The 26,725-nt window shown below is 49.6% G+C and carries 26 protein-coding genes and 1 pseudogene; 17 read left to right on the top strand and 10 right to left on the bottom strand.

From position 1 onward, the window contains the following. The first annotated feature begins 145 nt into the window (after positions 1-145). From OIN60_RS06275 to OIN60_RS06265, 3 genes are all read left to right on the top strand, one after another. On the top strand, positions 146-487 hold the full coding sequence (locus OIN60_RS06275) for a zinc ribbon domain-containing protein YjdM (protein WP_305753991.1): 342 nt from the start codon (positions 146-148) through the stop codon (positions 485-487). Between the two features lie 278 nt (positions 488-765). After that, positions 766-1,596: a helix-turn-helix transcriptional regulator gene (locus OIN60_RS06270; protein WP_305753990.1), complete on the top strand. Its 831-nt coding sequence runs from the start codon at positions 766-768 to the stop codon at positions 1,594-1,596. Positions 1,597-1,723: 127 nt separating this feature from the next. Next, a complete protein-coding gene (locus tag OIN60_RS06265) occupies positions 1,724-2,746 on the top strand; it encodes an ABC transporter substrate-binding protein (protein WP_305753989.1) in 1,023 nt (340 codons plus the stop codon). A 116-nt stretch (positions 2,747-2,862) separates the two neighbouring features. Here OIN60_RS06265 and OIN60_RS06260 read toward each other — a convergent pair whose 3' ends face one another. Further along, entirely contained in the window at positions 2,863-3,591 is a 729-nt protein-coding gene (locus tag OIN60_RS06260) for an MIP/aquaporin family protein (protein WP_305753988.1), read from the bottom strand. A 241-nt stretch (positions 3,592-3,832) separates the two neighbouring features. On the opposite strand from OIN60_RS06260, the gene OIN60_RS06255 reads away from it, so the two are divergent. Beyond that, the gene (locus tag OIN60_RS06255; RefSeq protein ID WP_305753987.1) at positions 3,833-4,411 is read left to right on the top strand and encodes a TMEM175 family protein; all 579 of its coding nucleotides are present in this window, start codon (positions 3,833-3,835) and stop codon (positions 4,409-4,411) included. Between the two features lie 243 nt (positions 4,412-4,654). Beyond that, on the top strand, positions 4,655-6,154 hold the full coding sequence (locus OIN60_RS06250; protein ID WP_305753986.1) for a malate:quinone oxidoreductase: 1,500 nt from the start codon (positions 4,655-4,657) through the stop codon (positions 6,152-6,154). Between the two features lie 90 nt (positions 6,155-6,244). Here the strand turns inward: OIN60_RS06250 and OIN60_RS06245 are convergent, their stop codons facing one another. Next, a complete protein-coding gene (locus OIN60_RS06245) occupies positions 6,245-6,781 on the bottom strand; it encodes a dihydrofolate reductase family protein (RefSeq protein WP_305753985.1) in 537 nt (178 codons plus the stop codon). Between the two features lie 110 nt (positions 6,782-6,891). On the opposite strand from OIN60_RS06245, the gene OIN60_RS06240 reads away from it, so the two are divergent. From OIN60_RS06240 to OIN60_RS06230, 3 genes are all read left to right on the top strand, one after another. Next, positions 6,892-7,254, top strand: coding sequence for a winged helix-turn-helix transcriptional regulator (locus OIN60_RS06240; RefSeq protein WP_305753984.1), 363 nt, complete (start codon positions 6,892-6,894; stop codon positions 7,252-7,254). Positions 7,255-7,393: 139 nt separating this feature from the next. Continuing rightward, positions 7,394-10,468: a hybrid sensor histidine kinase/response regulator gene (locus tag OIN60_RS06235; protein ID WP_305753983.1), complete on the top strand. Its 3,075-nt coding sequence runs from the start codon at positions 7,394-7,396 to the stop codon at positions 10,466-10,468. Positions 10,469-10,564: 96 nt separating this feature from the next. Then, positions 10,565-11,161, top strand: coding sequence for a CGNR zinc finger domain-containing protein (locus OIN60_RS06230; RefSeq protein ID WP_305753982.1), 597 nt, complete (start codon positions 10,565-10,567; stop codon positions 11,159-11,161). Positions 11,162-11,164: 3 nt separating this feature from the next. Here OIN60_RS06230 and OIN60_RS06225 read toward each other — a convergent pair whose 3' ends face one another. Both OIN60_RS06225 and OIN60_RS06220 read right to left on the bottom strand, forming a co-directional pair. Continuing rightward, entirely contained in the window at positions 11,165-11,680 is a 516-nt protein-coding gene (locus OIN60_RS06225; protein ID WP_305753981.1) for a DinB family protein, read from the bottom strand. A 6-nt stretch (positions 11,681-11,686) separates the two neighbouring features. After that, on the bottom strand, positions 11,687-12,715 hold the full coding sequence (locus OIN60_RS06220) for a 1-aminocyclopropane-1-carboxylate deaminase/D-cysteine desulfhydrase (RefSeq protein WP_305753980.1): 1,029 nt from the start codon (positions 12,713-12,715) through the stop codon (positions 11,687-11,689). Between the two features lie 318 nt (positions 12,716-13,033). On the opposite strand from OIN60_RS06220, the gene OIN60_RS06215 reads away from it, so the two are divergent. Continuing rightward, a complete protein-coding gene (locus tag OIN60_RS06215) occupies positions 13,034-13,612 on the top strand; it encodes a TetR/AcrR family transcriptional regulator (RefSeq protein WP_305753979.1) in 579 nt (192 codons plus the stop codon). 109 nt (positions 13,613-13,721) lie between these two features. Here the strand turns inward: OIN60_RS06215 and OIN60_RS06210 are convergent, their stop codons facing one another. Beyond that, complete coding sequence (locus tag OIN60_RS06210) at positions 13,722-14,573, bottom strand: helix-turn-helix transcriptional regulator (RefSeq protein ID WP_305753978.1); 852 nt, start codon at positions 14,571-14,573, stop codon at positions 13,722-13,724. A gap of 303 nt (positions 14,574-14,876) precedes the next feature. Between OIN60_RS06210 and OIN60_RS06205 the strand changes: the two genes are divergently transcribed. From OIN60_RS06205 to OIN60_RS06185, 6 genes and pseudogenes are all read left to right on the top strand, one after another. Further along, the gene (locus OIN60_RS06205) at positions 14,877-15,776 is read left to right on the top strand and encodes an SMI1/KNR4 family protein (RefSeq protein ID WP_305753977.1); all 900 of its coding nucleotides are present in this window, start codon (positions 14,877-14,879) and stop codon (positions 15,774-15,776) included. 80 nt (positions 15,777-15,856) lie between these two features. Then, positions 15,857-16,531, top strand: coding sequence for a response regulator transcription factor (locus OIN60_RS06200; RefSeq protein ID WP_370872393.1), 675 nt, complete (start codon positions 15,857-15,859; stop codon positions 16,529-16,531). A gap of 2 nt (positions 16,532-16,533) precedes the next feature. Next, positions 16,534-17,931 carry a sensor histidine kinase gene (locus tag OIN60_RS06195; RefSeq protein ID WP_305753976.1) on the top strand — a complete coding sequence of 466 codons (1,398 nt, stop codon included), beginning with the start codon at positions 16,534-16,536 and terminating at the stop codon, positions 17,929-17,931. 73 nt (positions 17,932-18,004) lie between these two features. Next, the gene (locus OIN60_RS06190; protein ID WP_305753975.1) at positions 18,005-18,664 is read left to right on the top strand and encodes a hypothetical protein; all 660 of its coding nucleotides are present in this window, start codon (positions 18,005-18,007) and stop codon (positions 18,662-18,664) included. 109 nt (positions 18,665-18,773) lie between these two features. Beyond that, positions 18,774-19,283: pseudogene (locus OIN60_RS22720) on the top strand (RCC1 domain-containing protein); the annotation flags it as partial. Further along, positions 19,263-20,615 (top strand): S-layer homology domain-containing protein, encoded by a 1,353-nt coding sequence (locus tag OIN60_RS06185; protein WP_442417847.1) that lies wholly within the window; start codon positions 19,263-19,265, stop codon positions 20,613-20,615. The pseudogene OIN60_RS22720 and the gene OIN60_RS06185, both read left to right, overlap by 21 nt. A 75-nt stretch (positions 20,616-20,690) precedes the next feature. On the opposite strand, the gene OIN60_RS06180 is transcribed toward OIN60_RS06185, so the two are convergent. Next, a complete protein-coding gene (locus OIN60_RS06180; protein ID WP_305753974.1) occupies positions 20,691-21,545 on the bottom strand; it encodes an SDR family NAD(P)-dependent oxidoreductase in 855 nt (284 codons plus the stop codon). 178 nt (positions 21,546-21,723) lie between these two features. Here OIN60_RS06180 and OIN60_RS06175 point away from each other — a divergent pair, with 178 nt between their 5' ends. Further along, the gene (locus OIN60_RS06175; protein WP_305753973.1) at positions 21,724-22,170 is read left to right on the top strand and encodes a MerR family transcriptional regulator; all 447 of its coding nucleotides are present in this window, start codon (positions 21,724-21,726) and stop codon (positions 22,168-22,170) included. 192 nt (positions 22,171-22,362) lie between these two features. Further along, complete coding sequence (locus OIN60_RS06170; RefSeq protein WP_305753972.1) at positions 22,363-24,309, top strand: amidase family protein; 1,947 nt, start codon at positions 22,363-22,365, stop codon at positions 24,307-24,309. A 43-nt stretch (positions 24,310-24,352) separates the two neighbouring features. On the opposite strand, the gene OIN60_RS06165 is transcribed toward OIN60_RS06170, so the two are convergent. The 4 genes from OIN60_RS06165 to OIN60_RS06150 form a co-directional block, all read right to left on the bottom strand. Further along, a complete protein-coding gene (locus OIN60_RS06165) occupies positions 24,353-24,658 on the bottom strand; it encodes a putative quinol monooxygenase (protein ID WP_305753971.1) in 306 nt (101 codons plus the stop codon). A gap of 43 nt (positions 24,659-24,701) precedes the next feature. Then, positions 24,702-25,340 carry a nitroreductase family protein gene (locus OIN60_RS06160; RefSeq protein WP_305753970.1) on the bottom strand — a complete coding sequence of 213 codons (639 nt, stop codon included), beginning with the start codon at positions 25,338-25,340 and terminating at the stop codon, positions 24,702-24,704. Continuing rightward, complete coding sequence (locus tag OIN60_RS06155; RefSeq protein ID WP_305753969.1) at positions 25,337-25,777, bottom strand: MarR family winged helix-turn-helix transcriptional regulator; 441 nt, start codon at positions 25,775-25,777, stop codon at positions 25,337-25,339. The genes OIN60_RS06160 and OIN60_RS06155 overlap by 4 nt, the downstream gene beginning before the upstream one ends. A 135-nt stretch (positions 25,778-25,912) precedes the next feature. Beyond that, the gene (locus OIN60_RS06150) at positions 25,913-26,653 is read right to left on the bottom strand and encodes an SDR family NAD(P)-dependent oxidoreductase (protein WP_305753968.1); all 741 of its coding nucleotides are present in this window, start codon (positions 26,651-26,653) and stop codon (positions 25,913-25,915) included. Between the last annotated feature and the right edge of the window lie 72 nt (positions 26,654-26,725).

The following is a 26,725-nucleotide window of genomic DNA, read 5'->3' as shown; positions in this document are numbered from 1 at the left end:
CAAACAACATATTGATGTCCAGGGTGGAGAGATTATATTTTTGTTACAGTCTGCGGCATAGCTGCTAGTTCTTGACGATCTGTTGCAACCTGTGACAGTATGTTAGAGATTAGATCAATATAATGAATGGAGAATCCCAAAACTGATGTCTAACTTGCCTAATTGTCCGAAATGCAATTCCGAATATACGTATGAGGATGGAAGCTTGCTGGTGTGCCCGGAATGTGCTCATGAGTGGGGCCTGGAATCCAGTCTCGAAGCGGATGAAGACGAAAAAATCGTAAAAGATGCCAACGGCAATGTCCTGCGGGACGGAGACGCGGTTACTGTCATCAAGGACCTGAAAGTAAAAGGAACATCATTAGTCGTCAAGATCGGCACCAAGGTCAAAAACATTCGTCTGATTGATGGGGATCACGACATTGATTGCAAAATCGATGGATTCGGAGCAATGAAGCTGAAGTCCGAGTTTGTAAAAAAAGCTTAAGATACTGAATGCGCTAGTTGACTTACTTGGCAAGCTAAAGGTACCCCAAAGCGGGTGCCTTTTATTTTTCGCCGATGGCCAGTACAAGTGGTAAAATACTACCGTTGGTTTCAAAGAAGTGTCGGAAGAAGCACGTTATAATCGTGGGCTCTAACGTTTGCAATAGGGAAATATTTTTCCTATAATGGCTTCGTAACTTGTATGATTGATATCAATCTCATTTATATAGGGAGAGCTTGCGGCTCGCTGTCAAAACGATGGATTAGGAGGACCCCCGGATGTCGCGGACCTATGAAGAGCTTGCACAATATTTTGCAACGACACCCATTCACCTGTTTGGTGTATACCGCACATCGCTGGAAGGTAACCGTACTTATAGTGGACATGTCCACAAGCCTACCGCCAAATGCGGTGTCATCATCGCACTCGAGGGGGAAGCCACATTCGTCTTCGACGAAGTGGAGCGCTACATGATGAAGCCTGGTCACATCTTGATCGGAGGGGCAGGCAGACGGCTGGAAGTGATTTCTGGCGCGGATGGCTTCCAATATTGTCTAGCTCATTACCTACCGAGCGGTATAGGTGAAGAAAAGGGACAGCGGAGGCCAGAAGACATCTTCTGTATAGAGGTTACGCTAAATCCAGAGCTGCTGAAGCTGGTGGAGCAGTTGCTGAACGCTGCTTCCGCTCCTGATGTGATGGACAAGCTGAATCAACGCTCGCTATTTTACCAGTTCATCACCAAAGTGCTGCAATCGGAGCGTTATCATCAGAACAAGGACAGCTATCTTGTTATTGAGGACGCAATTCAGTATATTCAGTCGCATTTCACCGAGTCGCTGACATTGGCCAAGCTGGCCGACCGTTACCAATTGAAGCCCAAATATTTCTCGCATCTGTTCACTAAATATACCGGGACAGGACCTATCGATTATCTGATCCATTACCGGATGAATAAGGCACACGAGTGGTTATTAACAAAGCAATTTTCCGTATCCGCCGTGGCCAAAGGCATCGGGTATTCAGACCCGTACTATTTCAGCAGACTGTTCAAAAAGTATAAAGGGATTTCGCCCAGCCAGGTGGATTTCGACAGCACGGAGGCTTGATCATGTGAAATAGTCCATCATTGGAACGGGAATCTCTTCATTCCCATCGGGCTAGTATGATGATACTATTATAAATGTAATTGAGAATGATCATCATTTACAAAAATGGAGAGAGGACACACCATATATGAAAGTTCGTCAAGCCACATCGTGGTCTGTTTTTTTTACAGGTATGATCAGTTTACTGCTGCTTCTGAGCTCCTGTTCAAGCAATACGGGGTCTGTTAGTGGACCAACGGCCAGCCCGTCGCCAAACGCGACGGGGCAGGAAGAAATGGCTCCCGCCGCATTTCCGCGAACGATCGAAGCGGACAACGGCAGTATCGTCATTAAGGAGAAGCCGGAGCGCGTCGCTGTTGTTCACTGGGGATACGTCGATTCTATCCTCTTATTCGATTTGCAATCGGTCGGTCTCGCATTACCGTTCACGAAGGACGATTCCTCACTGGGCACTGACACGTATAAGCCCTATGTCGACAAAGTCGAGGAGCTCGCAATCGTTGGTGAGAACACGACCGTCAATATGGAGGCTCTGCTGGAGTATCAGCCAGACGTCATCATTGCAGGCAATGTTGTCAATGCCAAGGTGAAGGACCAACTGGAGAAAATTGCGACAACCGTCGTTATCGATGAAGCTGACACCGACGTATGGAGCAATTGGCCGGCGGTGGTCACCAAGTTCGGAGAAATATTGGGTCAGGAGAATGTTGCGGAACAGTTCATCGCCGACTATCAAGCCAAGCTGCAGAATGCCAAGGAGAAGCTGGCCGATGTTAAGGGAACCGTCGCATTCCTTCAGGTGCGGAACAACGCCGTATGGCTGGGTGGAACCAATTACTTAGTCCCATATTACGACAAGGGGCTCGGATTGAAGGCACCGGACAGTTCGGCTATGACGGAAGGTGCCGAGCTGTCTTTAGAAGGACTAAGTGCGCTGAACCCGGACCATTTGATTCTTGGCTATTTCAACTATGATAACCCGTCGGCAGCCTCCTTGACAGACGAGTGGGAGAAGACCAACGTTTGGAAAAGTCTGAAAGCAGTTAAGAGCGGCCAGACGTATGCTGTCAACGGTGCTCTCGCAATGGGCTATGGACCGCTTGCCAACACCTATGGCATCGAGTCCGTACTGGAAGCACTGGACCAGTAGGTTCAGACAGCTTGTGATGAAATGCAAAATTTATATTGATCCATAGAAAGGACCTCGTCCTCCACAATCAAGTGGAGAATGAGGTCCTTTCACTGGGTTTTTGGGATGTCTTGTTTTTATACAGACACTTTTGAGACGGATCCCTTCTTGTTAACAATCTTGTCTGTGTGACTGTTGTTTAGCCACTGGTAGACAACAACCGCCAGCGCCGAGCCGACAAGCGGGGCGATCAGAAACACCCACAATTGGGATAATGCTTGCCCGCCAAGCAGAAGTGCCGGTCCAAGGCTTCTTGCAGGATTGACAGATGTACCTGTTAAGGCAATACCCAAAATATGTACAAAGGCAAGCGTCAGCCCGATGACCAGGCCGGTTACGTTTCCATTGCTCTCACTGGAGGTTACACCCAGGATCGTATAAATAAATACGAAGGTTAAAATGATTTCGACAATGACTGCCATCAGCGCTGAAATACCGATCCCATAACCAGGGCCGAAACCGTTCTGGCCGAGTCCCGTTGTGGGCATGCCTGCGGAGACGATGATCGCATACAGAATAGCGGAGCCCGCAATCGCTCCGGCAATTTGCGCAATAACGTATCCGACGAAGTCGGCACCCGTTAGCTTACGGCTCATGAGCATGGCGAGTGAAACCGCCGGATTGATATGACACCCCGAAATCGGGCCGATGACATAGGCCATTGCGACAATAGACAGCCCGAATGCCAATGCGATTCCCAAATACCCGAGCTCTCCTCCCGCCGTGGCGGCACTGCCGCAGCCGAACAGAACAAGTACAAATGTTCCAATGAACTCGGCAGCATATTTTTTGAATGAAGCGTTCATAACCTACCTCCTAATGAATATATATCAATCTTATTATAAACGAGATAAATTAAAAAAAAACTGAACATAAAGTAGGATATATGCCAAAAAACTCTGAATCATGCCGGATACGGGATGATTGAGTTATATTTTCGAATGAAATAGTGTGGGAATTTTGCTTGACAATATCAAGGGGATTATGCAAAGTTACTGGTGTTGAATTAGCGAAAAGAGCGCGCGAAGCGGGAAAAGGTGAAACACGATGAAAGCGAATCGGATGGAAGCGTTCAGTGACGGCGTGCTGGCCATTATCATTACGATCATGGTGCTGGAATTCAAGGTCCCGGAAGGTCATGATTGGCATGCGTTAATCGAACTTGGTCCGAAAATCCTAAGCTACATCTTCAGTTTTGTATATGTTGGTATCTACTGGAACAATCATCATCATCTGCTGCACATGGTTCGAACGATGAACGGGGGATTAATGTGGCTCAACTTGCTGCTTCTCTTCTGGCTATCCCTTATTCCGTTCACGACAGCCTGGATGGGGGAAAGCCATTTTGCAGCTACTCCAACAGCGCTGTACGGCATTATTCTACTATTAGCGGCGTTCTCGTACTGGCTGCTTCAGCGTGCGATTATTAAACAGCATGCCAGTGATTCCTCCTTCGCCGCGGCGATGGGCAAAGACTGGAAGGGGAGAGTATCTCCATTGCTCTACTTGATCGCGGCTGTGACTGCTTATGTGAGCCCTTGGATATCCGGCTTCTTTTTTATACTTGTCGCCGTTATTTGGTGTGTGCCGGATAAACGAATCGAGCATGCCTTGCGAGGCCATTAAGATAGATCATTTTTTAGAGAGTTTGTTGGGTCTAGTCCGGATGTGCCGGGCTAAGGCCCTTTTACATTTTATACTGGTTTTTTTATGCTCCGAGCTATGAAATCGGAATTGTCACTTTTTAACCAGATTTAAATAGTTTATAATTGAGAAGAATGTTGAGTTCCTAGGTGGCGCCTTGCTTTGTGGTACCTAAGCCGGAGCGTCTACCCTTTTTTGCAAATATTGGTATAAGGAAGGGTTGTAATGAGCAGCATACAGATAAAAACGGACGTTATCTTAATTGGTGCAGGAGTCATGAGCGCAACTTTGGGAGCATTACTGAAAGAACTGGCACCGGAATGGGAAATCAAAGTATTTGAGAAACTCGCAAGCGCGGGGGAAGAAAGCTCCAACGAATGGAATAATGCGGGTACAGGCCATGCCGCTCTGTGTGAGCTTAACTATACTTCCGTAAAATCTGACGGATCTATAGATATTGGCAAAGCCATAAGTATTAATGAACAGTTTCAGCTTTCAAGACAGTTTTGGGCTTATCTTGTAAACAGCAATGTGATTCGCAATCCGCAGGATTTTATTATGCCTTTACCTCACATGAGTTTGGTACAAGGTGATGAAAATGCGACCTTTTTGAAAAGAAGATTTAAAGCGCTTTCAGAAAATCCTTTGTTTCAGGGAATGGAATTTTCAGACGATCCGGAACAGTTGAAGCAATGGGTTCCACTAATTATGGAAGGGCGTACATCGAACGAACCGATAGCAGCCACCAAAATTGAATCCGGTACAGATGTTAATTTTGGCGCTTTAACACGTTTATTATTTGAGCACTTAAAGAGCAAGAATGTCGAGATTCACTACAAGCATAGTGTCAAGGATATTAAACGAACGAGCGACGGTTTGTGGAACGTGAAGGTGCAGGATATCGAGAGCGGTACAACGGAATATCATACGGCAAAATTTGTCTTTATCGGCGGCGGCGGTGGAAGTCTGCCTTTACTGCAGAAAACCGGCATTCCCGAGTCCAAGCATATCGGGGGTTTCCCGGTAAGCGGGCTGTTCATGGCCTGTAACAATCCGGACGTGGTGGCACGGCACCATGCCAAGGTATACGGCAGGGCCAAAATCGGGGCTCCGCCCATGTCCGTTCCGCATCTGGATACCCGATATATCAACAACAAAAAGGCATTGCTGTTCGGGCCGTTTGCCGGCTTCTCACCCAAGTTTTTAAAAACAGGTTCAAATCTGGATTTGATCCTCTCCGTAAAACCGGATAATATCCTGACCATGCTGGCGGCGGGGGTAAAAGAGATGGCACTGACCAAATACCTGATCCAGCAGGTGATGTTATCCAATGAGCAGCGGATGGAAGAATTGCGAGAGTTCATTCCGAACGCCAAAAGCGAGGATTGGGACATCGTGGTGGCGGGCCAGCGTGTGCAGGTGATCAAAGATACGGCCATCGGCAGAGGCACACTGCAATTTGGTACGGAAGTGGTTACCGCTGCGGATGGCTCAGTAGCCGCACTGCTCGGCGCTTCTCCAGGGGCTTCTACGGCTGTGAACGTTATGCTTGAGGTGCTGGGAAGATGCTTCCCGCAGCAAATGAAGGCGTGGGAATCGAAAATCAAAGAAATGATTCCTTCTTATGGTGTGGCATTAACAGAAAACCCCGAGCTTTTCCAGAGAACTCACGAAGCAACATCGCAGGCGCTTGGTCTGAGCGAGAAAAAAACGGTCTTTAGTTAATTTTTTGGAGCTATAACAGAAATAAAAATGAAAGCCCCCTCGACGAGAGGGGGCTTTATGCTGGGATAATATTTAGGAATGGACTCTTATTTAGCGGTCAATCGCATAGTGTAATTGGATGACGCCACTGCCGAGGGCCTTGCAATCCAGCAGTTGCACATGCTTGTATTGGTAGTTGTCTTTGTCGATGACAAGGTGCAGCCCTTTTCCTTCCAGCACAGGCGCAACATTGAAAATAACTTCGTCTACAAGCTCTTGACTTAGAAATGAATTATGGATATCCGCACCGCCGCTAATAAGCGCGGTTTGGTGGCCTTTTTGTTGTAAGTAGTTTAAGGCTTCTTGAGGCGTGCTTACAACGGTTACGCCGGGGATAGTCTGAATACTGTTGGACACAACAACGATGTCCATCCCAGCGAAAGGGCCATCCGCGCTCACCTGTTCCTCTTGAGAGACTCTGCTCGGGTCTTGCATTGCCTCAAACGTTCTGCGACCGACAATGAAATTTCCTGCAGCTTTGGCGTGTGTCGCGAAGTCGTCCAGCGCTTCTTTTTTGGGTGGATTCTCCGGACTGGATTGCGCATAATTGCCGTTAGCGGTTAAAGTTGCCCATAAAATGGTTTTCATAAGTTATATTCCTCCTCTTGATTCACATCGTAATCGATCTATGGTACATTTGAAAAGTAGTTACATTTAAGTGCAATAGTTTCATAAAATGAACTAAGGAGAGAAAGCCGATGATGGACCGTTCCTGCCCTGGCACTGTTGAACCGATCCTGGAGATTTTGGATAGTAAATGGATGCTTCTTCTCTTGTTTGAACTGTTTAACGGGACGAGACGTTTTGGGGAATTACGCCGTAAGCTGCAACCTATTAGTCCGAAAACGCTGACAGACCGATTGCGGTTGTTAGAGGAGAAGGGGATTGTCACACGCACGCTTTACCCAGGTGTGCCGCTGCATGTCGAATACGAGCTGACCGAGGCCGGGCAGGGTCTGCAGCCGATTTTTGCCGCCATGTGGACTTGGACTCAGGAGCATGGAGCATATTTGCGGACAGAGACGGACGTACCCGGGCAAGAAGCAGAAAACAAGATGTGAATTTGACGAATAAAGGAATCCCCTCATTCATGTCGAAATTTTTTATATGCGAACAGAAAAACAGACCCGATACAAATATATAGTGTTACTGCTCCTGATATTTAGCGCTTTAACCGGAATGAGATGGATGTGGTCCGACATGTTCACTGTAAAGGATCACCCTCGTGCCATTGACGGTGTAATTGATCTCCGCGGGACGGATTTGGAGAAGTCGCCTCCCTTTTATTTGAATGGGGAGTGGAAATTCTACCCCGAATCACTTACCACTGGAAAAGAATTGCTTGAGAAAGGACCGGATGTTATGAACATCCCGGTTCCGGCAGACTGGGGAAGTGCGCTCCACCCGGACACCGGGAACTCAATCGGATACGGAACGTATCGGCTGCGTATTTTGATCGATCCTCTGGAGGAGCCCATAGCTTTCTGGTTCAGAGGGGTTACGACTGCATCTGAAATTGAGATCAACGGAGAAATGGCGGGAAGCATCGGCAAGGTGGCTACATCTAAACAGGAGTATGCTCCGAAAAGCGTCTCCTTTACCGCCTCCTATGATATAAAAGGAACTACCGAAATTGATATATTGGTCCGTGTAGCCAACTTCGACAACCCGAACAAGGGCGGATTCGTGAACCCGGTGCGTTTCGGCTCCCAGGCGTCCATTGACTTTGCACGCTGGTATTCCATCGGGTTGCAGATATTCATCTTTTTGGTGCTGCTGCTTCATGAAGTGTATGCTTTCATTATTTATGCGTTCAATCCCAAAGAGAAAACGTTGCTGATTACAGGGCTGCTGTTGCTGGTCGTCAGCATTGTGGTTCTAAGTAACTACGATACCATACTGTTGAATTGGTTTCCGATGATCCATTATACATGGGCGATCAAGATCAAATGCATCAGCATGCTGTGGCAAGTTCCATTAATGCTGCTGCTGTTCAGAAGATTCATGCCGACCTTGTTCCATAAAGGATGGCTGCGCGTATTTTTCGCGGCAAACATCGGGTTTACGGTGCTGCTGTTGATCATACCGGCCGCTTACGTGGATGGCATCGTTCTTTCCAGCTTGTTTTACGTTCTCTATTTCATGTCATTTGCTTGGTTTCTCTATATCATCGGGATGTCGATCTTCAAGCGGCAGACGGACCGCGACATGATCTTCCTGCTGCTAAGCTCGGCAGGCATTATCTCTAATTTTATCTGGAGCACGGCTGAGGCTGTCAGCGACGTCACCGCCGTCTATTATCCGATCGACCTGGTCATCGCGATTATCGGATTTTCCTCATATTGGTTCAAGCAATACTTCCGCCAATCCAGGGAGAATATTGAACTGAACGCGAAGCTGAGGGAGGCTGACCAGATCAAGGATCAATTTTTGGCCAATACCTCGCACGAGCTGCGGACACCGCTGCACGGCATTTTGAATATCGCCCATCATGTGGTCGCCAAAGAAAAAGACAGGCTAGAGAAGTCCAGTCTTGACGATATGCAATTGCTTATTACGATCAGCAGGCGCATGTCCCATCTGCTTGGCGATCTTCTGGATGTGGTCCGCCTTAAGGAGCATCGTCTTGTGCTGCGGAAGGAGCCCCTACAGGTTCAGTCCATCGTACCAGGCATCATCTCCATGCTGCAGTATATGGCAGAAGCCAAGCCGGTCGCCCTGCACATGGATCTGCCGGAAGCTATGCCTTCCGTTCTGGCTGATGAAAAGAGGCTGGTGCAGGTGTTCTATAACCTGCTGCACAACGCCCTGAAATATACGGAAGAGGGCGCGGTCTCCGTATCCGCCGAAATAAAGGAAGGGCGTGTGCTCATTCATATCGCCGATACCGGGATCGGTATGGATGAAGCCACCCGTGCACGAGTCTTTCTTCCTTATGAGCGTGGTGCTTTTGACGTCAACGACGGACAGGGGATCGGACTTGGGCTAAGCATCAGCAAGCAGCTCATTGAGCAGCATGGCGGCACATTGACAGTTCACTCCGAGCCCGGCCAAGGGTCGGTCTTCAGCTTTGATCTGCCTGTGGCGGATGAGTCCAATCTCTCGATGCAGCAGACGTCCTCTTTTGCAGGACAGGATCTGGCAGGAATAGATGAGCCGTCTGCAGGGTTTTTGCTCCGGGATTTGACGGTTGGGGAAAGGGAAGTCTCCGCAACGATGTCTCCGCCGCTTTTGGAAGAGAGCAGAGCCCGCATTCTGGCTGTAGACGATGATCCGATCAACCTGAAGGTGCTGGCTAGCATTCTATCGACGGAGCCCTATGTCATCGTGACGGCTCAATCGGGCCGGGAAGCGTTGGAATTGCTGGACACGCAGCAGTGGGATTTGCTCATCGCCGATGTGATGATGCCGAACATGTCCGGATATGAATTGACCCGGATCGTAAGAGAGCAGTTCCCCATGTCGGAGCTTCCCGTCTTGCTGCTTACTGCCCGCAGCCAGCCAGCGGACATTTACACAGGTTTCTCGGCGGGAGCGAGCGATTATGTCACCAAGCCCGTAGATGCGCTGGAGCTGAAATACCGGATTAGAGCCTTGGTCACACTGAGGCAATCCGTGAATGAGCGATTGCGTATGGAGGCCGCTTATTTGCAGGCGCAAATTCAGCCTCATTTTCTGTTTAACACTCTAAATTCGCTGCTGGCTTTAAGTGAGATGGATACGGACAGCATGCTCAAACTGGGCGATGCCTTTGCTTCCTATTTGCGGATTAGCTTCAATTATCTCAACACGGGCAGGCTGGTTGAGCTGTCTCATGAACTGGAGTTAGTCAAGTCCTATCTGTATATCGAAAAAGTGCGGTTTGGTGATCGGCTGTCGATTGAGTGGGAGGTGGAGCCGGACATGCACTTGCAGCTCCCTCCGCTCTCCATTCAGCCGCTGGTGGAGAACGCCGTGAATCATGGCCTATTGAGCCAGCCCGAAGGCGGGACCGTTCGTATTTCCATTACGCGTCAGAACGATTATGCCCTTATTGAAGTAAGCGATGACGGAAAAGGGATGGATCAGGAGCAGGTGGAAAGGCTGCTAAACGCCAGGGTTAATGAAAAAAACGGAATTGGCATCGCCAATACGAATCGGAGATTAAAGCAGTTATACGGGCAGGGGTTGTCTATCGCGAGTCATTACGGGAAAGGAACAACCATGTCGTTTGAAATTCCGGACAAGTCTCGACCCTTCGGGCTTTCTGATTATGAGAACCCTCAAGGATATTAACCTGTATTGGTCGGTCTAACAGGTTAATATCCTTTGTTAAGGTTTCCATGTGTGCTACAATGGATAGCAACGATTAATTTGCTTAAGGAGATATTTATGACGGCTAAATTCAATTTTTTTTCCGGTAATCCATCTCTGGACTTGATTAATACGGAAGAAATGAGAAGAGGCAAACGAATCGATTCGCTCTCCAGCCAAGAGGACCTCGTTCACTGGTTTCAAACGCTGGTATCTATAGGGGCCTTCTCACCGGAGCAGTTCGGCGACCTTGGCGAGCAGCCGGATGAGAGCGTGCTCCCCGTGCTGAAGCAATTCAGAGCCACTCTGCGTGAGCTGTTTGAAAAAACTGCAGCCAGCGGATCTCCGCCTGTCAATTTGATCGAGCCATTGGAGAAAATAATCGAGAATGCACCATTGTCCTATACATATAAGGAAGACCGTCTAATTCCCGTTCCGATAGGCTCCTTTCCGTCGTCGCTGCTCTCCCTTATCGCTTTAGACGCCTTGGATATATGCACGAAGGACAAGCTGCAAGGGCTGCACCGCTGTGAAAATCCAAAATGCATTTGGTTTTACTTGGATTTTACCGGCAAGCGGAAATGGTGCTCGATGAAGCTGTGCGGAAACCGAATGAAAGCGTCGAGATTTAAGTTGAAATATGAAGGACAGCCCGAGGAGTCCGCCAATCCATGAACATTACGATTTGCTTTGAATTTCCCAAAGGCGATGGATTCGGTCTAATTGCCCTAGTGTGAAGGCGATATGGCACAGATCGTGGACAAGTACCCACATCGCTGTACGTCCTTCGGGCGGAACCTCTCCCCAGCATAAAACACCGCGGCTTAAATCGATGGGGGCAGGCTGCAATTGGCTATCCTGCAAATTATCGAACGTTTTGACCAGCCTTTCTTTGGTATCAGCCAGCAGCTTTTCCAGTTGTTCGTGATCCCCGGATACGCCGAATTCATTGGCTCGGATACGATCTGTCGGAATGCCGCCCACGACATCCCCAATCCAATAACCTGCAGAGCCGAGCAAATGATAGGCAAGGACATAAGGGCTGTTGTTCATTTGCTCCGGCCTCCAATTCAATGCTTCGGGGGGCAGATTTCGAATGATTTTGAATACATCCTCCAGCAAGCCTTCCATAATCATCTTTAAATCTTTGCCTATCTCAGCGGCGATCGTCGGTCGATGTTGGTTAGTTGACATATGATTTCATCTCACCTTCACGTTATTAAAAGAAGTAATGGCTGAATCGTAATGAAACAGCAGCGGCAAACCCCCGGTATGTACGAAAACAACCGCAGCGTACTTGTCCAATTGCCCCGAATGTCCCATTTGCAGCAGTGCCGCCATCGCTTTTCCGGTATATACAGGATCGAGGAAAAGTCCTTCTGTTTTCGCGGCGGTATAAATGGCCTGACAGCCTTGCTCCGTAACTTCTCCGTACCCGGCCCCCATAAAACGGTCGTCTATCCGGATATCTTCAGGCTGCACAACATGCTCATACCCGGCAAGATGCAATGCTTGGGTAGCAACACGCGCTGTCTTCCCGATTTTGATATGTGTTGTGCCGCTTACGCTAACGCCTAAAATATCAAACGAATTGGGTACAACGTGGGCTCCTGCCACTAACCCGGCATGTGTGCCGCATGTACCTGTGGCGACGACGATAAGGATCCGCTGCTGATTCAGCCCGAACGAATCAAGCTGCTGAACCAGTTCCTCCACGGCAAGAATATAACCCACCGTGCCCAGAGCGTCCGTGCCGCCTTCGGGAATAATGCAGGGCCTGCCGCCTTCGTTCGCAATTTTGCTAGCCACTTCATCCATGACCTCATTGACCACTTCCAGCGGCGGCCGATCGGCCGGAGGAGTAACAAAGGTAAGCTCGGATTCCATCAAATGATCCAAATATAGATTGCCATGCTTTTCCTTACCCGGAACACCACTCAACACCAGATGAGGCTTTAATCCAAGCTTGCGGGCAGCGGCAGCTGTGAGATGGGTATGATTGGATTGTACGGCACCGGTTGTGATGACATGGGTTGCGCCGTCCGCTTTGGCCTTGCCAAGCTGGAATTCAAGCTTTCTAGCCTTATTGCCGCCGCCGCCAAGGCCGGTCATATCCTCTCTTTTAATATACAGAGGACACCCTAATTGCAAGGATAGCTGTTCTGCGGGCTGCAAGGGAGTTGGCCAAGTTCCCAGCATGACCCGTGGCAATGATCGGATTTCGTTCACTTCATCTCCTCCGTGACATTTTTTATCGATGGACTGTCTGACTCCAGCAGGGACGATCGATCCCTTGAGCTCTATCATATATTCACAAAAAGTAACCTGTCAATATTATTTTAGTGGTTATTTCATTGAGGTGCCACCGAGAATTTGGGCGACGCAATATCCCAACGCAGTCCCGTTCTTTTCGGTTTGATGCGGGCGTCCGTATTGGCTTGAAGCGCGGCTCCGGTTACGTTCACCCATAATGTGGGAACGCTTGGTAAAAACACTTATTTACTGATCGTTCCCAATGCGATAGTATAGGTTCAGGAGGGAAAAGAAATGGCTAGAAGCAAAGAATTTGAAGAAAGCGTCGTTTTGGAGAAGGCTATGAAGCTCTTCTGGGAGCAAGGATACGAGAAGACCTCGATGAACGACCTTGTTGAGCATATGGGGATTCATCGAAGAAGTCTCTATGATACCTTTACCGACAAACACACTTTGTTTCTCAAAGCGATAGATCGATTCGGAGACTGGACCAACGCGAGATTAGCGGCGGGGCTCAAGCAATCCGAGACGGCTGCGCAAGCGATCCAATTCGTTTTCGACTTCATCATCAATGGGGAAGAGGACACACCGCCCGGCTGCATGTTTGTAAACTCGGCCGTCGAATTGGCGATTCGGGATGCGGACGTTGATGCGAAAGCCGTGGAAGCTTTTGCAAGGGTGGAGCAGATGCTTGCAGAAATCGTATTATGGGGGCAGCAAAACGGCGAATTTACAAAGCAATACGAAGCGACGGAAATGGCCGAATATCTTCATAATGCCTTAGCGGGATTGAGAGTCATGGCTCGGACTTCGGTCACCAAAGAAAAACTTCGGCGGATTGCTGAATTGACGATGCATAGCCTAAAGGGATGACCACGAAGGCAGCAGCAGATGAAGCGATAACGGTGGTCCGCTTGGCAATCAAGCCTCATCCTTGGACAGTCTCAAGGACGAGGCTCTTTCTCGTACATAACTGATCGCTCTATTGAAGCAGTGTGTCCTGCTCCAGCAGATGCAATAATTTTTCCTCCGTGCCTGAACCCGGCATCGGGACAAAGAAGCACCAGTGCAAGCCAGGGTCGTTATCAATGGCACTAGCGTAATGGATCATGAACTCCATCTTTTGTCTGTCAGGAAGAAGAAATTGAGCTGTTGCTACACGTTTTTGCTTGATTTCGTAGAGCTCCCACAAGTGCACAAATTCCTCACTTTCCCGTCTCAAACGCTCGAACCGTTCCATATATAAGGGGTTATTCTTATAGATGTCGAAGTTCGCCCGCAGGATTGCTGCGCTGTAACGCGCAAAATCCTCCCAATTCTCCAGTTTTTTGCGATAATCCGGATCCAGAAATATAACGTTCATCATATACCGCTCATTCTCCGGCAGACTGCCGAAATCTGTGATAATCAGTTCCGCTGCCCGATTCCAGGCGATCACATCCGTGCCTTCGTCTGTGACGAAGGAAGGATAATGTAATTGATCCACAATATTTTGCAAAAAAACGGTATCTGGCCTGCTGCTCAGTACTGTACCAGTGCTTCCAGGGCCTATATTGGCCAGATCAAATAGATGCTTCTGTTCATCCTCGTTTAACAGCAGCGCCTGGCTGATATTCAATAATATTTCAGGTGAAGGATTTACCTCTCTTCCCTGCTCCAGCCACGTATAGTAAGTCACACTCATATTGGCGAGATAGGCTACTTCTTCCCTCCGCAGCCCCGGGGTACGCCGCCGTCCCGGCAGCGGATCAATTCCAGCCTCTGCAGGCTGCAGCCGCTCCCTGCGTGATTTGATGAATTCACCCAACGGTGTTGAAGAACGACGTGTTTTCATATATATCACTCTCCTCGCTTGTCCAAGTTCCCATAAGAACATTGTAATCTTTGTAACCTATAGACTTCCACATCTGCGTTGCAATCAACAAGGAAAGACGTTCATGGAGCGCTGCTCAAATTCGGAGCGGTTATCCAATGAACGTCTCAGTTATAAAACAAAGCGTGGAAGATATTTTTATCGCCTATCCTTATTTAACCAGATATTTCCCGGGTTTTTAGTATTATAGGCTCTGCAAGCTGGAGAATGCGTCATCGGAAATGTTAAAATTATAAAAAGGACGAAAACCAGGAGGCTGAGTCGATGCGGGACGAGCTGCTGCCAGAGCTGGAGGCGTGGCATGAGGAAGATGAGTTCGAGGAAATTGTGGATGCCATTATGGAGATTCCTGCGGAGGACAGGGACTATGAGCTCACCAGCCATTTGGGTAGAGCGCTGAATAATCTTGAGCGTTACGAAGAGGCGGTGGAGCATTTTCTGTCCGTTGCGGAGGAGGGACAAGAGGACCCGCTGTGGCATTACCGTGTAGGCTTTGCTTATTACCATCTCGATCAATATGAGGAGGCTCTGCGCGCCTTCGAAACAGCAGATCAGTTAGAGCCCGGCGACGAGGAAATCCAGGAGTTTCTGGAATTGAGCCGAAGCAAGCTCTCTGAGCAATCGGTGGAAGAAGCGACCCAATCCGTGGCGGGGGCTGAGTCGGAGTCAATGATCGATTTCCCGGATTTTTGGGAGGACAGCGATCTTGCGATCGAGCAATATGTGATGGTACCGCCCACAGATGAGCTGATTGACTCTGTAGAAGAGGAATTGGTCTTCAGGCTGCCGGCCTTCTATATTCAAATGATGAAGGCGCACAACGGGGGGATTCCCCGCAGCAATAGCTTCCCTATATTAGAACCGGACTCGGGCTCCAAGGAGCAGATCATCATTTCCGGCATTCTGGGCATTGGACGCGACAAGAGGCGTTCGCTGTGCGGAGAAGCGGGCAGCCGATTCAGGATTGAGAGCGGAGGTTATCCTGAAATTGGCGTGGTCATCTGTGACTGCCCATCGGATTCCGAAGTGGTTATGCTGGATTACCGGGAATTCGGAAATGACGGCGAACCTGAGGTTGTGCATGTGGATAAGGAGAATAATTACCAAATTACACGGCTTGCGCCCAGCTTTGAGGCCTTCATTCGCGGGCTGGTGAAAGAATAATCAATATATTTAAGAGCCTGATTCGTTCAGGCTCTTTTTTTTACAACTCTATAATAACTTTCAAGCGGAGATTTGATATCATGGCGGTGGAGTGTGATATGATGGCCAAAATTTTGATCGTCGATGATGAGAAGGCAATCAACGACCTGATTGCTGTGAATCTGAAAATGGTAGGGCATGAGTATGTTCAATTGTACAGCGGCGAGCAAATCCCGGAGCTGTTGAACGAGATGCGGATTGATCTGGTCATTCTGGACGTGATGCTGCCGGGCAGAGACGGATTTGATCTCGTGGGGAGTTTTGTGAAACGAGGCATTCCGGTGATTTTCCTGACAGCGCGAAATGCCGTTTCAGATAAAGTGCATGGCTTGGAGATTGGGGCGGAGGACTATATCGTCAAACCGTTTGAGGCGGTGGAGCTGATCGCCCGGATCCATGTGGTACTGCGCCGAAATCAGAAGAACACAAGTGAATTCAGCCTGGGCGGGACGACGGTGGATCTGGACAAGCATATCGTCACGGTGAACGGACAAGTCGTGGAAATGACCAATAAAGAATTTCAACTGCTCGAATTCCTCATTCAAAACAAAAATATCGCGCTTTCCCGTGAAAAGATCATCGAGCAGACCTGGGGTTTTGATTTTTATGGAGAAACGCGAACCGTGGACGTGCATATTCAGCGGCTGCGAAAAAAGCTGAACTGGGAGCACCATATCAAGACGGTGTACAAATACGGCTACAGGTTAGAGGTGTGAAGGTGAAATTTTGGCAGAAAACGTATTTGTGTGTGCTGATGGTTTTCTTGATCGCTTTTGATATCGGAGCCTATGCCTTGCTGCAAAAAAGCTACCAATTAAACGAGCAGATGGATATGTCCAGAGGTGTAAGCGAATATGAGAGCATCGATAACTCGCTAAGTTATATCCTGCAGGTTTTTTCCAGCAGCACCGGCAGCACGGCCTATGGTGCTGTAATTTCCGGTTTTGCCGACAATTACTTTGCAGAGGGTATCCTGATGGAGGTATATGAAGGGGAGCGGCTGGTCTTCTCCAATGCCTACCAGTTTGAGGGCACACGAGAGGAATTGCAGGGAGAGCAGCGTGAAACGGTATACCGGAAGCTTGATGGGAAGCTGTGGATTTTTGTGGGCGGCAGCATGGAGTTTAATGGGCTCAAGCTGGTCATATCCAGGAGCTCCGCTTATCTGCAAGATTATTATGACAACCTGATCAGTTATTTTATTACCTTGAGTGTGGTCATTTCCGTCGTTTTATCCTCCGTGCTCATTCTGCTGCTGTTCCGGTTGACCGCTCCAATCCGAAACCTGAACAAAGGGGTCAGGGACATTGCTGCGGGAGCTTACCACCAAAGGGTTAAGGTTAGCGGAAGCGACGAAATCGCCGAATTGGCCCGGGATTTCAACAAAATGGTGGATGCAGTGTCCACGAATATTGAAACGATGCAAAAAGCGAACGAAGACAAGGAAACCTTCATTAATAGCCTGACCCATGAGCTGAAGACGCCGATTACGGCGATAAAAGGGTACAGCCAGTTTTTAAATTATGCGAATAGCACTGAAGAAGACCGCAGAATGGCGGTTGATTACATTCATGAGCATGTAGCCCGGCTGGATTTGCTGTCGGGAAAATTGATGGAGCTGCTGTATTTGAAGAACGAGGAGATTACCTTGCAGTCCGTGGAGGTTGAAGCCTTATTTGCTTATGTGGAACAAATGGAGCAGCATGCTTTGCAAGCAAAGCAGATCAAGTTGGTCAAAGAGTGCCAGGCAGAGCGGATATATGGAGATCCCGTACTGCTGCAGACGTTGTTCATGAACCTGGTGGAAAACAGCATCAAGGCCTCTCCTGACGGGAGCACCATTCATCTGAAAAGCAGCTTTCGAGACCCGCACGTTGTCATTGAGGTGACCGATTACGGAAAGGGCATCCCGGACAAGGATATCGAAAAAATTACCGAAGCCTTCTACGTTGTAGACAAATCCCGTTCCAAGGAGCTGGGAGGCATCGGCCTGGGTTTGTCCATCTGCAGTCAAATCGCCCGGCTCCACCATGCGCCAATTCACATTGAATCCAAGGAACATGAATATACGAAGGTGTCCGTTCTTTTTACAGCTTCGTTACAACTCGAACACTAGTCCATAATACGCCCCCCTCATAATGAGCTTGTAGTTACGAAATCCCAATAAATCATATGACGGAGGTAAGAAAATGAAAAAGAAGCTTTACGCCACAGCACTTACGGTCGGAGCAGCAGTGACTTTAATCGCAGGGAACGGTGCATTGTCAACCTATGCGTTTGCCAATGATACGGCTCCCAGTGTAAAGGTGACCGGTCAGCATCAGCAAACAGAGTTTGAGGGCGAACTCCGTGCTGCGGTCCCTGCCACTTCCGAGAAAACAAGCGGCAAGGAAGGGTCTGTCAGTTACTTCGCGTTATCACCAGGCTTCTCGGCCACTCCCGAGAAAACAAGCGAGGATATGAGCGAAGACAAAGCAGTGGATATTGCCCAGGAAGCGCTTGAGGAGAAATTTGATGTATCCCTGGATGGCATGAAGGCTTTCCCGGTCTTCTGCACGAGAGAGGATATGGAAGGAACGTTTTATTTTGTATCGTTCGCGGATGTCCAGGTTGTAGATACTCAGCCGGCTGTAGCGGCTAAAAATGGAGAAACCGGCCCCAGTGAGACTAGTAAGGCCAGTGAGACCGTGCAACTCTCTATTGCAGGTGAGGACGATAACCCGGATATCTACATTGCATTTGTAAATTCCAAAACTGGCGAAGTCGTTTCCCTTGAAAAAAATTCAACAGCGTCATCGGATACAGTAGCGCCAACAGCGCCGATACAGCCAGCCGAGCCAGCCAACTAATACAGCCTATTGTAATGCCTGCCTTTTATTTATGAAGGCAGGCATTTTTTGGTTGATTCTGTGCCTACCTTATGCCAAAATCCTCTAGGATACAGCTGCACGAAAGACTCCGGAGAAGATTGAAGAACTGAACGAGATCACAGCAGCTGCGGGTGGCGGGAATCATTCTCTTTTATTAACTGTAACCGGAGATGTGTACTCGTTCGGAAATAATGATTTCGGTCAATTAGGGCTTGGAGACAGGGAAAATCGCAGCAATCCAACGAAGCTTGAAGGGATCACGGATGTTCAGTCCATTGCGGGCGGAGCGGACCATTCCCTCCTGTTAACCGTAACCGGAGACGTATACTCGTTTGGCTATAACGATTCCGGCCAGCTAGGTCTTGGAGATACGGTGCTCCGCAGCCTTCCGGAGAGGATCGAAGGGATTTCCGATGTTAAGGCCATTGCGGCCGGCGGGGGTTTCTCGCTGCTCTTAACCAGGGAAGGGGACGTGTACTCCTTCGGCAGTAATCAGTTTGGCCATTTGGGGCATGGGGATACCGTCAATCGAAGCGTCCCAACGAAGATTGCAGCTATGGATGATCATGATGTGCAAATGATTGCTGCAGGAGCTTATCATTCATTGGTGTATATTGCACCAAAGCCTGTTTTGGATAGCTCGATTAGCCCGGACAGCGCGGTGTTTGATAAAAATGAATCCAAACAGGCCGATATCCACGTTACGCTGACCTTGAACGGAAATACGTTCGCAGGTATTCAGCATGGCGGAACTCCGCTCAATGAGGGAACGGATTACACCGTTGACGGGAATATGGTGACGATTGCCAAGGCGTATTTGGCGGCGCTGGATACGGGGAGCGCTGCGTTTACCTTTACGTTCAGCGCGGGAGCGCCGCAAAGCCTTGAGGTTGAGGTGATGGACAGCACCGTTGCGGTTCCGTCCGCGCCGATGAACGTCTCGGCTGCAGCGGGCAACGGTGAGGCGGTGATCAGGTTCACGGCTCCAGCGAGCGATGGAGGCAGTGCGGTCACCGGGTATAAGGTGGTATCGTCACCGGGCGGAATCGAGGCGAGCGGGGAGGATAGCCCGATCACGGTGAAAGGTCTGACGAACGGCACGAGCTATACGTTCACGGTACAGGCGGAGAACAGCGCGGGCTGGAGCACTCCGTCAGCGGCTTCGAACGCAGTGACGCCGGCAGCACCTTCGTCAGGTGGAGGCGGCAGCAGCCGAGACGGCGACGATGATGATGACGAAGACCATGGAAGCAGTGGCGGTATCGGCGGCGGCAGTAGTGGTGGAAGCACCGGAGGCAGCAGCAGTGATGGTGGGAGCACCGGAACGGGCAGCACCCCCGATAACGGGGCCAACGAAAGCGGCAGTACCGCAGAGAGCGGCACTGAAGGTGCGAGCTTCTCCGATGTTACCGGACACTGGGCGGAAACGAACATTATAAAGGCCGTGCAGCTTGGTATTGTGAATGGATACCCGGACGGCACCTTCGAGCCTGACGCTACCATTACGCGGGCCGAATTTGCACGGATGCTGATCAATGCTTTGAAGCCTGAGGTCGAAGGTGCAGCACTCACCTTTAGCGACCAAGACCAAATTGGTGATTGGGCATACGATGCGGTGAAGCAGTCTGTAGCGCTGAGGCTTGTGTCCGGTTACGAAGACGGGAGCTTCCGTCCAGGAGCGCTGATCACCCGTGCGGAGCTGGCTGTTATGGTTGCCAGAGCGGCTGGTATGGATTCACCGTTGACAGGAGAAGCCCCATTTGCAGATGACAGCCAAATCCCTTCCTGGGCGAAGGCTGCGGTATATAAATTAAGTAACATCGGGATTGTTAACGGGCGCAGCGGCAACCGGTTCGAGCCAAGGTTCACGGCAACCAGGGCCGAAGCGGTTACGATGCTGCTGAGATGGCTCCAGTTCAACAATAATTAAATTAAATGCCCGGTTAGTCTGTTATTAGCGCTAACCGGGCATTTGATTTTCAACAGGCCGGCCAACCGGTGCTCCTCAATACCAGCCAGCATTAAATTCCTGCTCATAAATCCTTTGCATCATGCTCAGAATTTTGGAGCCGGTCTCTGCGTATGGCAGATCCGCCGCCCGTCCTTTCAACACAAACGAGCCCGACGGGTAGCCGGTTCTCTTGAACGCCGCATCCCACAACAGGTTGGCCCCCTGGCTCGGATGGGAGAAGAATAACCGCATCAACAGCTTCACAGCCGGCGGAAGGCCGGATTTCTTCGTCGGTCTCAATGTGTTATTGGAGCCAGGGTCTGCACTGATCAGACGAAACCCTTCTGCCGCCATCGGCGCGGCGAGCTCCCGGGTCCAAAGTGACAGAGCCAGCTTGGTAGTGGCATAGGGACCGGTCAGCTTTTTAAATCCTGCCGGGCGCGGCAATTCATCCGGATTGAAGCGTTTGACGTGACGGAGAGCTGCAGAGGAGGTGTTCACCACCGTCTTTAAGGCCCCTTTTTGCAGCAGGTCTTTCAGCTCCATGAATACGATATACGGCACGACCGTTTGCAGCTCATAATGCATCTCCCGTCCTTGTGGAGAGAAGCGCAGCTCGGGCAGGCTTCCCCCGGCATTGTTAAAGAGAACGTCGATATGATCTTCTTTGCCATTGACCTCGTTAAGCACCCGCCGCAGCTGGCTGAAATCTGTAAGTTCTGCTTTATATACCCGCAGCTGGCCTTTACTGATGGCTTCGCGGATCATGCTGTCTTCTTCGGAAAATACGGACCGGATGAGAGCTGCAACCTCCCAGCCCTCACCCAGCAGGCGGCGTGTTAGCTGCAGGCCGATTCCGGCCCCTGCTCCTGTAATCAGTGCAACTTTGGTTGATTTATGTTCACTCATTATGAATTCCTCCCATTATGAAACAGTGTAAAAACTGGTTGATGGGGTTAGTATATCTATTGGAGTCGACTCCAAGTCAAGCAGTTTGAGTCAAACTATTTTACCCTTTATTTTCTATTGACCTGGAGTTGACTCCAGGTTTTATAATACATATATAAGCAGATAGGAGGGGCTTGATATGGTTACCATCAAAAAGGCTTCACAGTTGACCGGATTGTCAGAGGATACCCTTCGATACTACGAAAAGATCGGCCTGCTGCCGCGCGTGCAGCGAATGGACAACGGACGCCGGACATACAGTCAGGAGGATTTGTACAAGCTGCAGCTCATCAACTGCCTGAAGAAAACAGGCATGCCATTGGAGGAAATGAAGCCGTATTTGGATATGCCCCGGAACGCCACAAAGGAGGAGCTTCCGGAGCTGTATGATATGATGAAGAGCCATCGGGAACGGGTGCAAAAACAGATGCAGGACCTCCAAACGGTGCTCGATTATATCGATGCCAAGCTGGAGGAAGACTTACAGCCAGACCGGAATTGTACGGAAGAAACGTCCAGGGAACCGGCAGCTCCACCCAAGGAGAGGTTCAACAGTATTAATCTATACCAGAAAATCCCAAGTTAATTCAGAAGAAATCAAGTCGCTATATAAAACGCAAGCGATTTGGTTTCTTTTTTTCACCTGAAGTGGTTCTCCGAGCTAGCAGTCGCTGATCTCCGTGGAGGAGGAGTGATCGCCCCGCGAAAACCGGAATGGGAAAGGTGGTATAAGGAATACGCTGAGAGTATTAAAAATTTATGTAGAGGATGGGTTCGGATGGGACGAGGGGGAACGGAGAGCGGTTGGATGACGAGTGCTCTTACAACAACAGCCGCCCTGCATGACCTGAAAGCTGTTGTTGAAGAAGCAAAAAACGTGAACCTGGACGACGTTCCGGCACCGTATTCGGATAACGTGAAGCACGCCTTGGGCAAGGTGAAGCATATTACACCGCATAGCACGGTTGAAAAGATCAATGAAGCCAGGCTTGCCCTGCGCGTTGCGCTTGATGCTATGACCGTGGACCTGGATCAAGCCACGATCGCAGACCTGCAGACGATGGTGAAGGCCGGGAAGCTTACCTATGAGAAATTGGTCCATATGTATTTGGCTAGAATTGATTTGTATGACAAGCATACCGTCAAGCTGAACGCTGTGTCTGTCATCAATCCACATGCTATTGCGTCAGCCAGACATTGTGATGCGGCAGTGAGAGCGGATGCCTCCCAAGCTGAGGGAATGTTCGGCATCCCTGTGCTGATCAAGGATAACATTGGTACGGCAGCGGCAGATGGTATGCCCACGACGGCAGGCTCTATTGCGCTCGCGAACCATTATCCTGAACGGGATGCATTTGTTGTTACTCAGCTTAGGAAAGCCGGCGCCATCATTCTAGGCAAAACGAATCTTTCCGAGTTTGCCAATTTCATTACGTATGGCATGTGGAACGGCTATTCTACCCTGAAAGGTCAGGTACTGAACCCTTATTTGCCTGGTGTACTGAACGTTGGAGGGTCGTCCTCCGGTTCCGGCGCAGCAGGGGCTGCCGCCTTGGCCGCGATTACGGTGGGCACGGAAACCTCCGGCTCCATTCTGTCGCCTGCAACCAAAAACTCTCTGGTCGGCTTGAAGCCGACGGTCGGACTCATCAGCCGCAACGGGATCATCCCGCTGGCACACAGCCAGGATACGGCCGGACCCATGGGGCGGAACGTATTCGATGTGGCCGTGCTGCTAACCGTGATGCAGGGATATGACCCGGGCGACCAGTATGTCAACATGGGTGTGGACAATGAGATTGTGGTGGATGAGGCTTATTTGAAAGAGCATATGAAGGACTATACAGCATATCTGAGCAAGGATGGTCTTAAAGGTAAAGCTCTTGGCGTTTACAAGTCCCCGGATAAAGAGAACGCCCCTGATCTTTATGCCGCCTTCCAAAAAGTGCTTCGTGTTCTTGAAGAGCAAGGGGCTAACATTGTCTATGCGGCGGATGGAGGCGATATGGAGGATGAGCTGCCTGCTGCCCCGGATACAAAGGTGCTGTTTTACGACTTCAAGCAGGATATTGAAAAATATATCCATTCCCAAACAAAGCCCATCCTGGCGAGCGACCATCAGACGGTGATCAAGAGCCTGCAGGACGTCATTGATTATAACGCCAGGCATCTCGATGTACTGAAATATGGTCAAACGATTCTCCAGGAGTGTGCAGGCTACGACATGACACCAGGCTCGAAGGATACTCTGACCGCGCAGGAGCATAGAGCGGCGGATATCCGGTTTTCGAGGAAGAACGGCATTAATTATCTGTTGACCAAGTACAGCCTGGACGCGCTGATTGGATTCAAAGAGGTAACAACGATGATTGCTGCTATGGCGGGTTATCCCAGCATTACGGTTCCCGTTGGGTACCATACAGCGGAGGGCAGTAATGGACTCCCGATTCATCTGCAGATTACGGGGGATGCCTTTACCGAGGCCGATCTGATCGGGATGGGGTATGCTCTCGAGCAGGCTGCACAAGTCCGCATTGCTCCGGGTATGGCTGTAAAGGACCGGCTCAAAGCGCTGATCGATGACGCTGAAGCGACCGATGCGAGTGGTAAAGAGGTGGACGCGGCGCTCGCCGCCTACCACAGCAACTTTGCCTCCCAACGTGAAGTGGATGAGGCAGCCGATGCTATACAAAAAGGTACCCACAGCCCAAACACCTTTTTTTAAAGTGTCCAGTCTATGGGTACCTGTTTAGATCACCGGGTCTTCTTTAGTCGGCCGGAATCTCCATCGGTTCTCCCGTATAAGCCTTGATCTCCGCTGGAGCGCTCAAATACTCTGGGGCTTTGGCCACAAAAGCCTGGAAATGAGCGCTCTGATTGTGGAAACCAACGGCATTAGGGTCTTTCCAAATCTCAACCATCGTGTAGGAGGATTCCTTTTCGGTATCCTTATACAGACTGTACGAGATATTGCCGTCTTCTTCTCTGGAGGCGCTAATTAAGGTTTGAATCTCCCGCATAAAATCCTCGTTCTTGGCTGGGTTTACGTGGAAAGTGGCATGAATAATGATCATGTTCAGTCATCTCCCTTAAGGTTGTGGTGAATGCTCGTGTATATTATTTCCAGAAAGCAATTTTATCAACAGGCAGGCGGTAGGATGGGTAACCGCTGTCTGCTGCTTTACCGATGGAGATCAGCATCACTGGAACATAACGTTCCGCATCCAGACCGAAGGCTTCTGCAATCTCGTCTTTTTCATAACCGCCGATTGGATTCGTGTCATATCCGTGGGCACGGGCAACCAGCATGAGCTGCATGGCTACCAATCCGCCATCAATAAGCACAGTGTCCCGCTTTACTTCCGGCGTTATGTCGGCATAGTATCCAGATATAAAGGGCACTAGCTGTTCTTTGACTTCCAATGGCATATATCCAAGCTCTACGGCTTTACTGTAAATCTCTTCGAGATTCTCAGCACTGTTGATATCCCCAAAAACCGCAACGACCGCAGCAGAGGTCTCCACCTGTCTTGAATTGAAGCGGGCCAGCGGTGTAAGTTTCGCTTTGCCTTCAGGGCTATCGATCACGAGGAAACGCCAAGGCTGCATATTGCTGGAAGATGGAGCCAGCGTGGCTTCCTTGAGCATTTCCGTCATTTCCTCCTGGCTGATTTTAACGGTTGGATCGTATACTTTGATGGAACGGCGTCCTGTGAAGATATCTTGAAAATCGTTATTTTTTTGCTTAGTACTCATTTGTCATTCACTCCTTCGTAGTCTTGGATATTGGTCTGCAAGCGATGAATCATGCTGGATAACTGCTGTTGTTTCTCTTCGCTGAAGCCTTGGAGCATGTGAGCGGTGAAACGGATTTTTTCTTCCTGGTAAGTGACGATTTGCTGACGGCCATGGTCGGTAAGCTGGACCAAAGTGACACGGTTGTCATCTGGATTCATACGCCGAGTGACAACACCGTCCGCTTCAAGTTGTTTCAAATGCCTGGTAATCGCGGCACTATCGATTTGCAGTTCCTTTTGCAGGGCTGTTTGGCTGATTTCATCCGCACTATACAGTTGCTGCAGCAGTCTTAATCTTGAAGGGCTTACGCCTGCACAGCTCCCGAATTTGGAATTAATCAGGAAATATAGGTTCTGAAGGCTATCAATAATACAATTCTCCTCTGCAGAGGTCATTAGTCTTCATCCTAACATTAATTTGTTTGATATATCAATCTTTGATAGGTCAAGTATATGAAATGCTTGGGTATTTGTCAAATGTTAAAACCTCATCGCTCGCTATCGATTTGCTCAGGAATTGCATAATTGGCATTACAAGGTTTGGCCGCTATCGACGGTGATGATTTGCCCGGTCATAGCCTCCTGCTCCAGGGCGGCGCAGATCATGGCGGCAATGTCTTCGGGTGTCGAGATGCGCTGCAAAGGAAGATGGGGGGCGAGGCTGCTCATCTGCGCTTCCCGGCCTTCCCACCATCTTGTCGCTACGGCACCAGGTACGATGCAGTTCACTCTTATGTCGGGGGCAAGGGCCCGTGCCAGTGATTTGGTAAGGCCGTGAACGGCCGCTTTGGATACGGCGTAGGGAAGCGAGGAGCCCAGTCCGGTTTGCCCGGCGATGCTGCCAAGATTGACGATGGCGCCTTTTTGCTTCTTTTTCATAAAAGGGGCAACAGCCCGCGCGGAGTAGAACATGCCCTTGACATTTACAGCGAACAGCTCGTCCCACACTTCCTCCGCTGCCGACTCCAGATCATCCAGCGGAATATGCATGGTAATGCTGGCGTTATTCACGAGCAGATCGATCGTGCCGAAATGCTTGACGGCATCCTGGACCATAGCTCGTACTTCTTCGTCCCTTGACACATCCGCTTGTATGGCTATAGCCCGTCCGCCATCATTGTTGATGCATTGCACCGTTTCATCCGCATCGGATTGGGAGCGTGAGTAGTTAACGATCACTACTGCACCCCGTTTAGCCAGCTCAAGGCTGGTTGCCCTGCCGATACCCGTACCGCCACCGGTAACTAGAGCCACCTTGTTTTTGAGTTCCATATGACCTCACTCCTCGGTTGTATTAGGATAACTTTATTGTAATTTGCATACTGTAATTTGTATAATTGAACT

This window comes from Paenibacillus zeirhizosphaerae, assembly GCF_030705605.1.
In the GTDB taxonomy this organism is placed as follows: domain Bacteria; phylum Bacillota; class Bacilli; order Paenibacillales; family Paenibacillaceae; genus Paenibacillus; species Paenibacillus zeirhizosphaerae.
The sequence above is the reverse complement of the archived record's forward strand: the minus strand, read 5'-3'. Positions and strand labels throughout refer to the sequence as shown.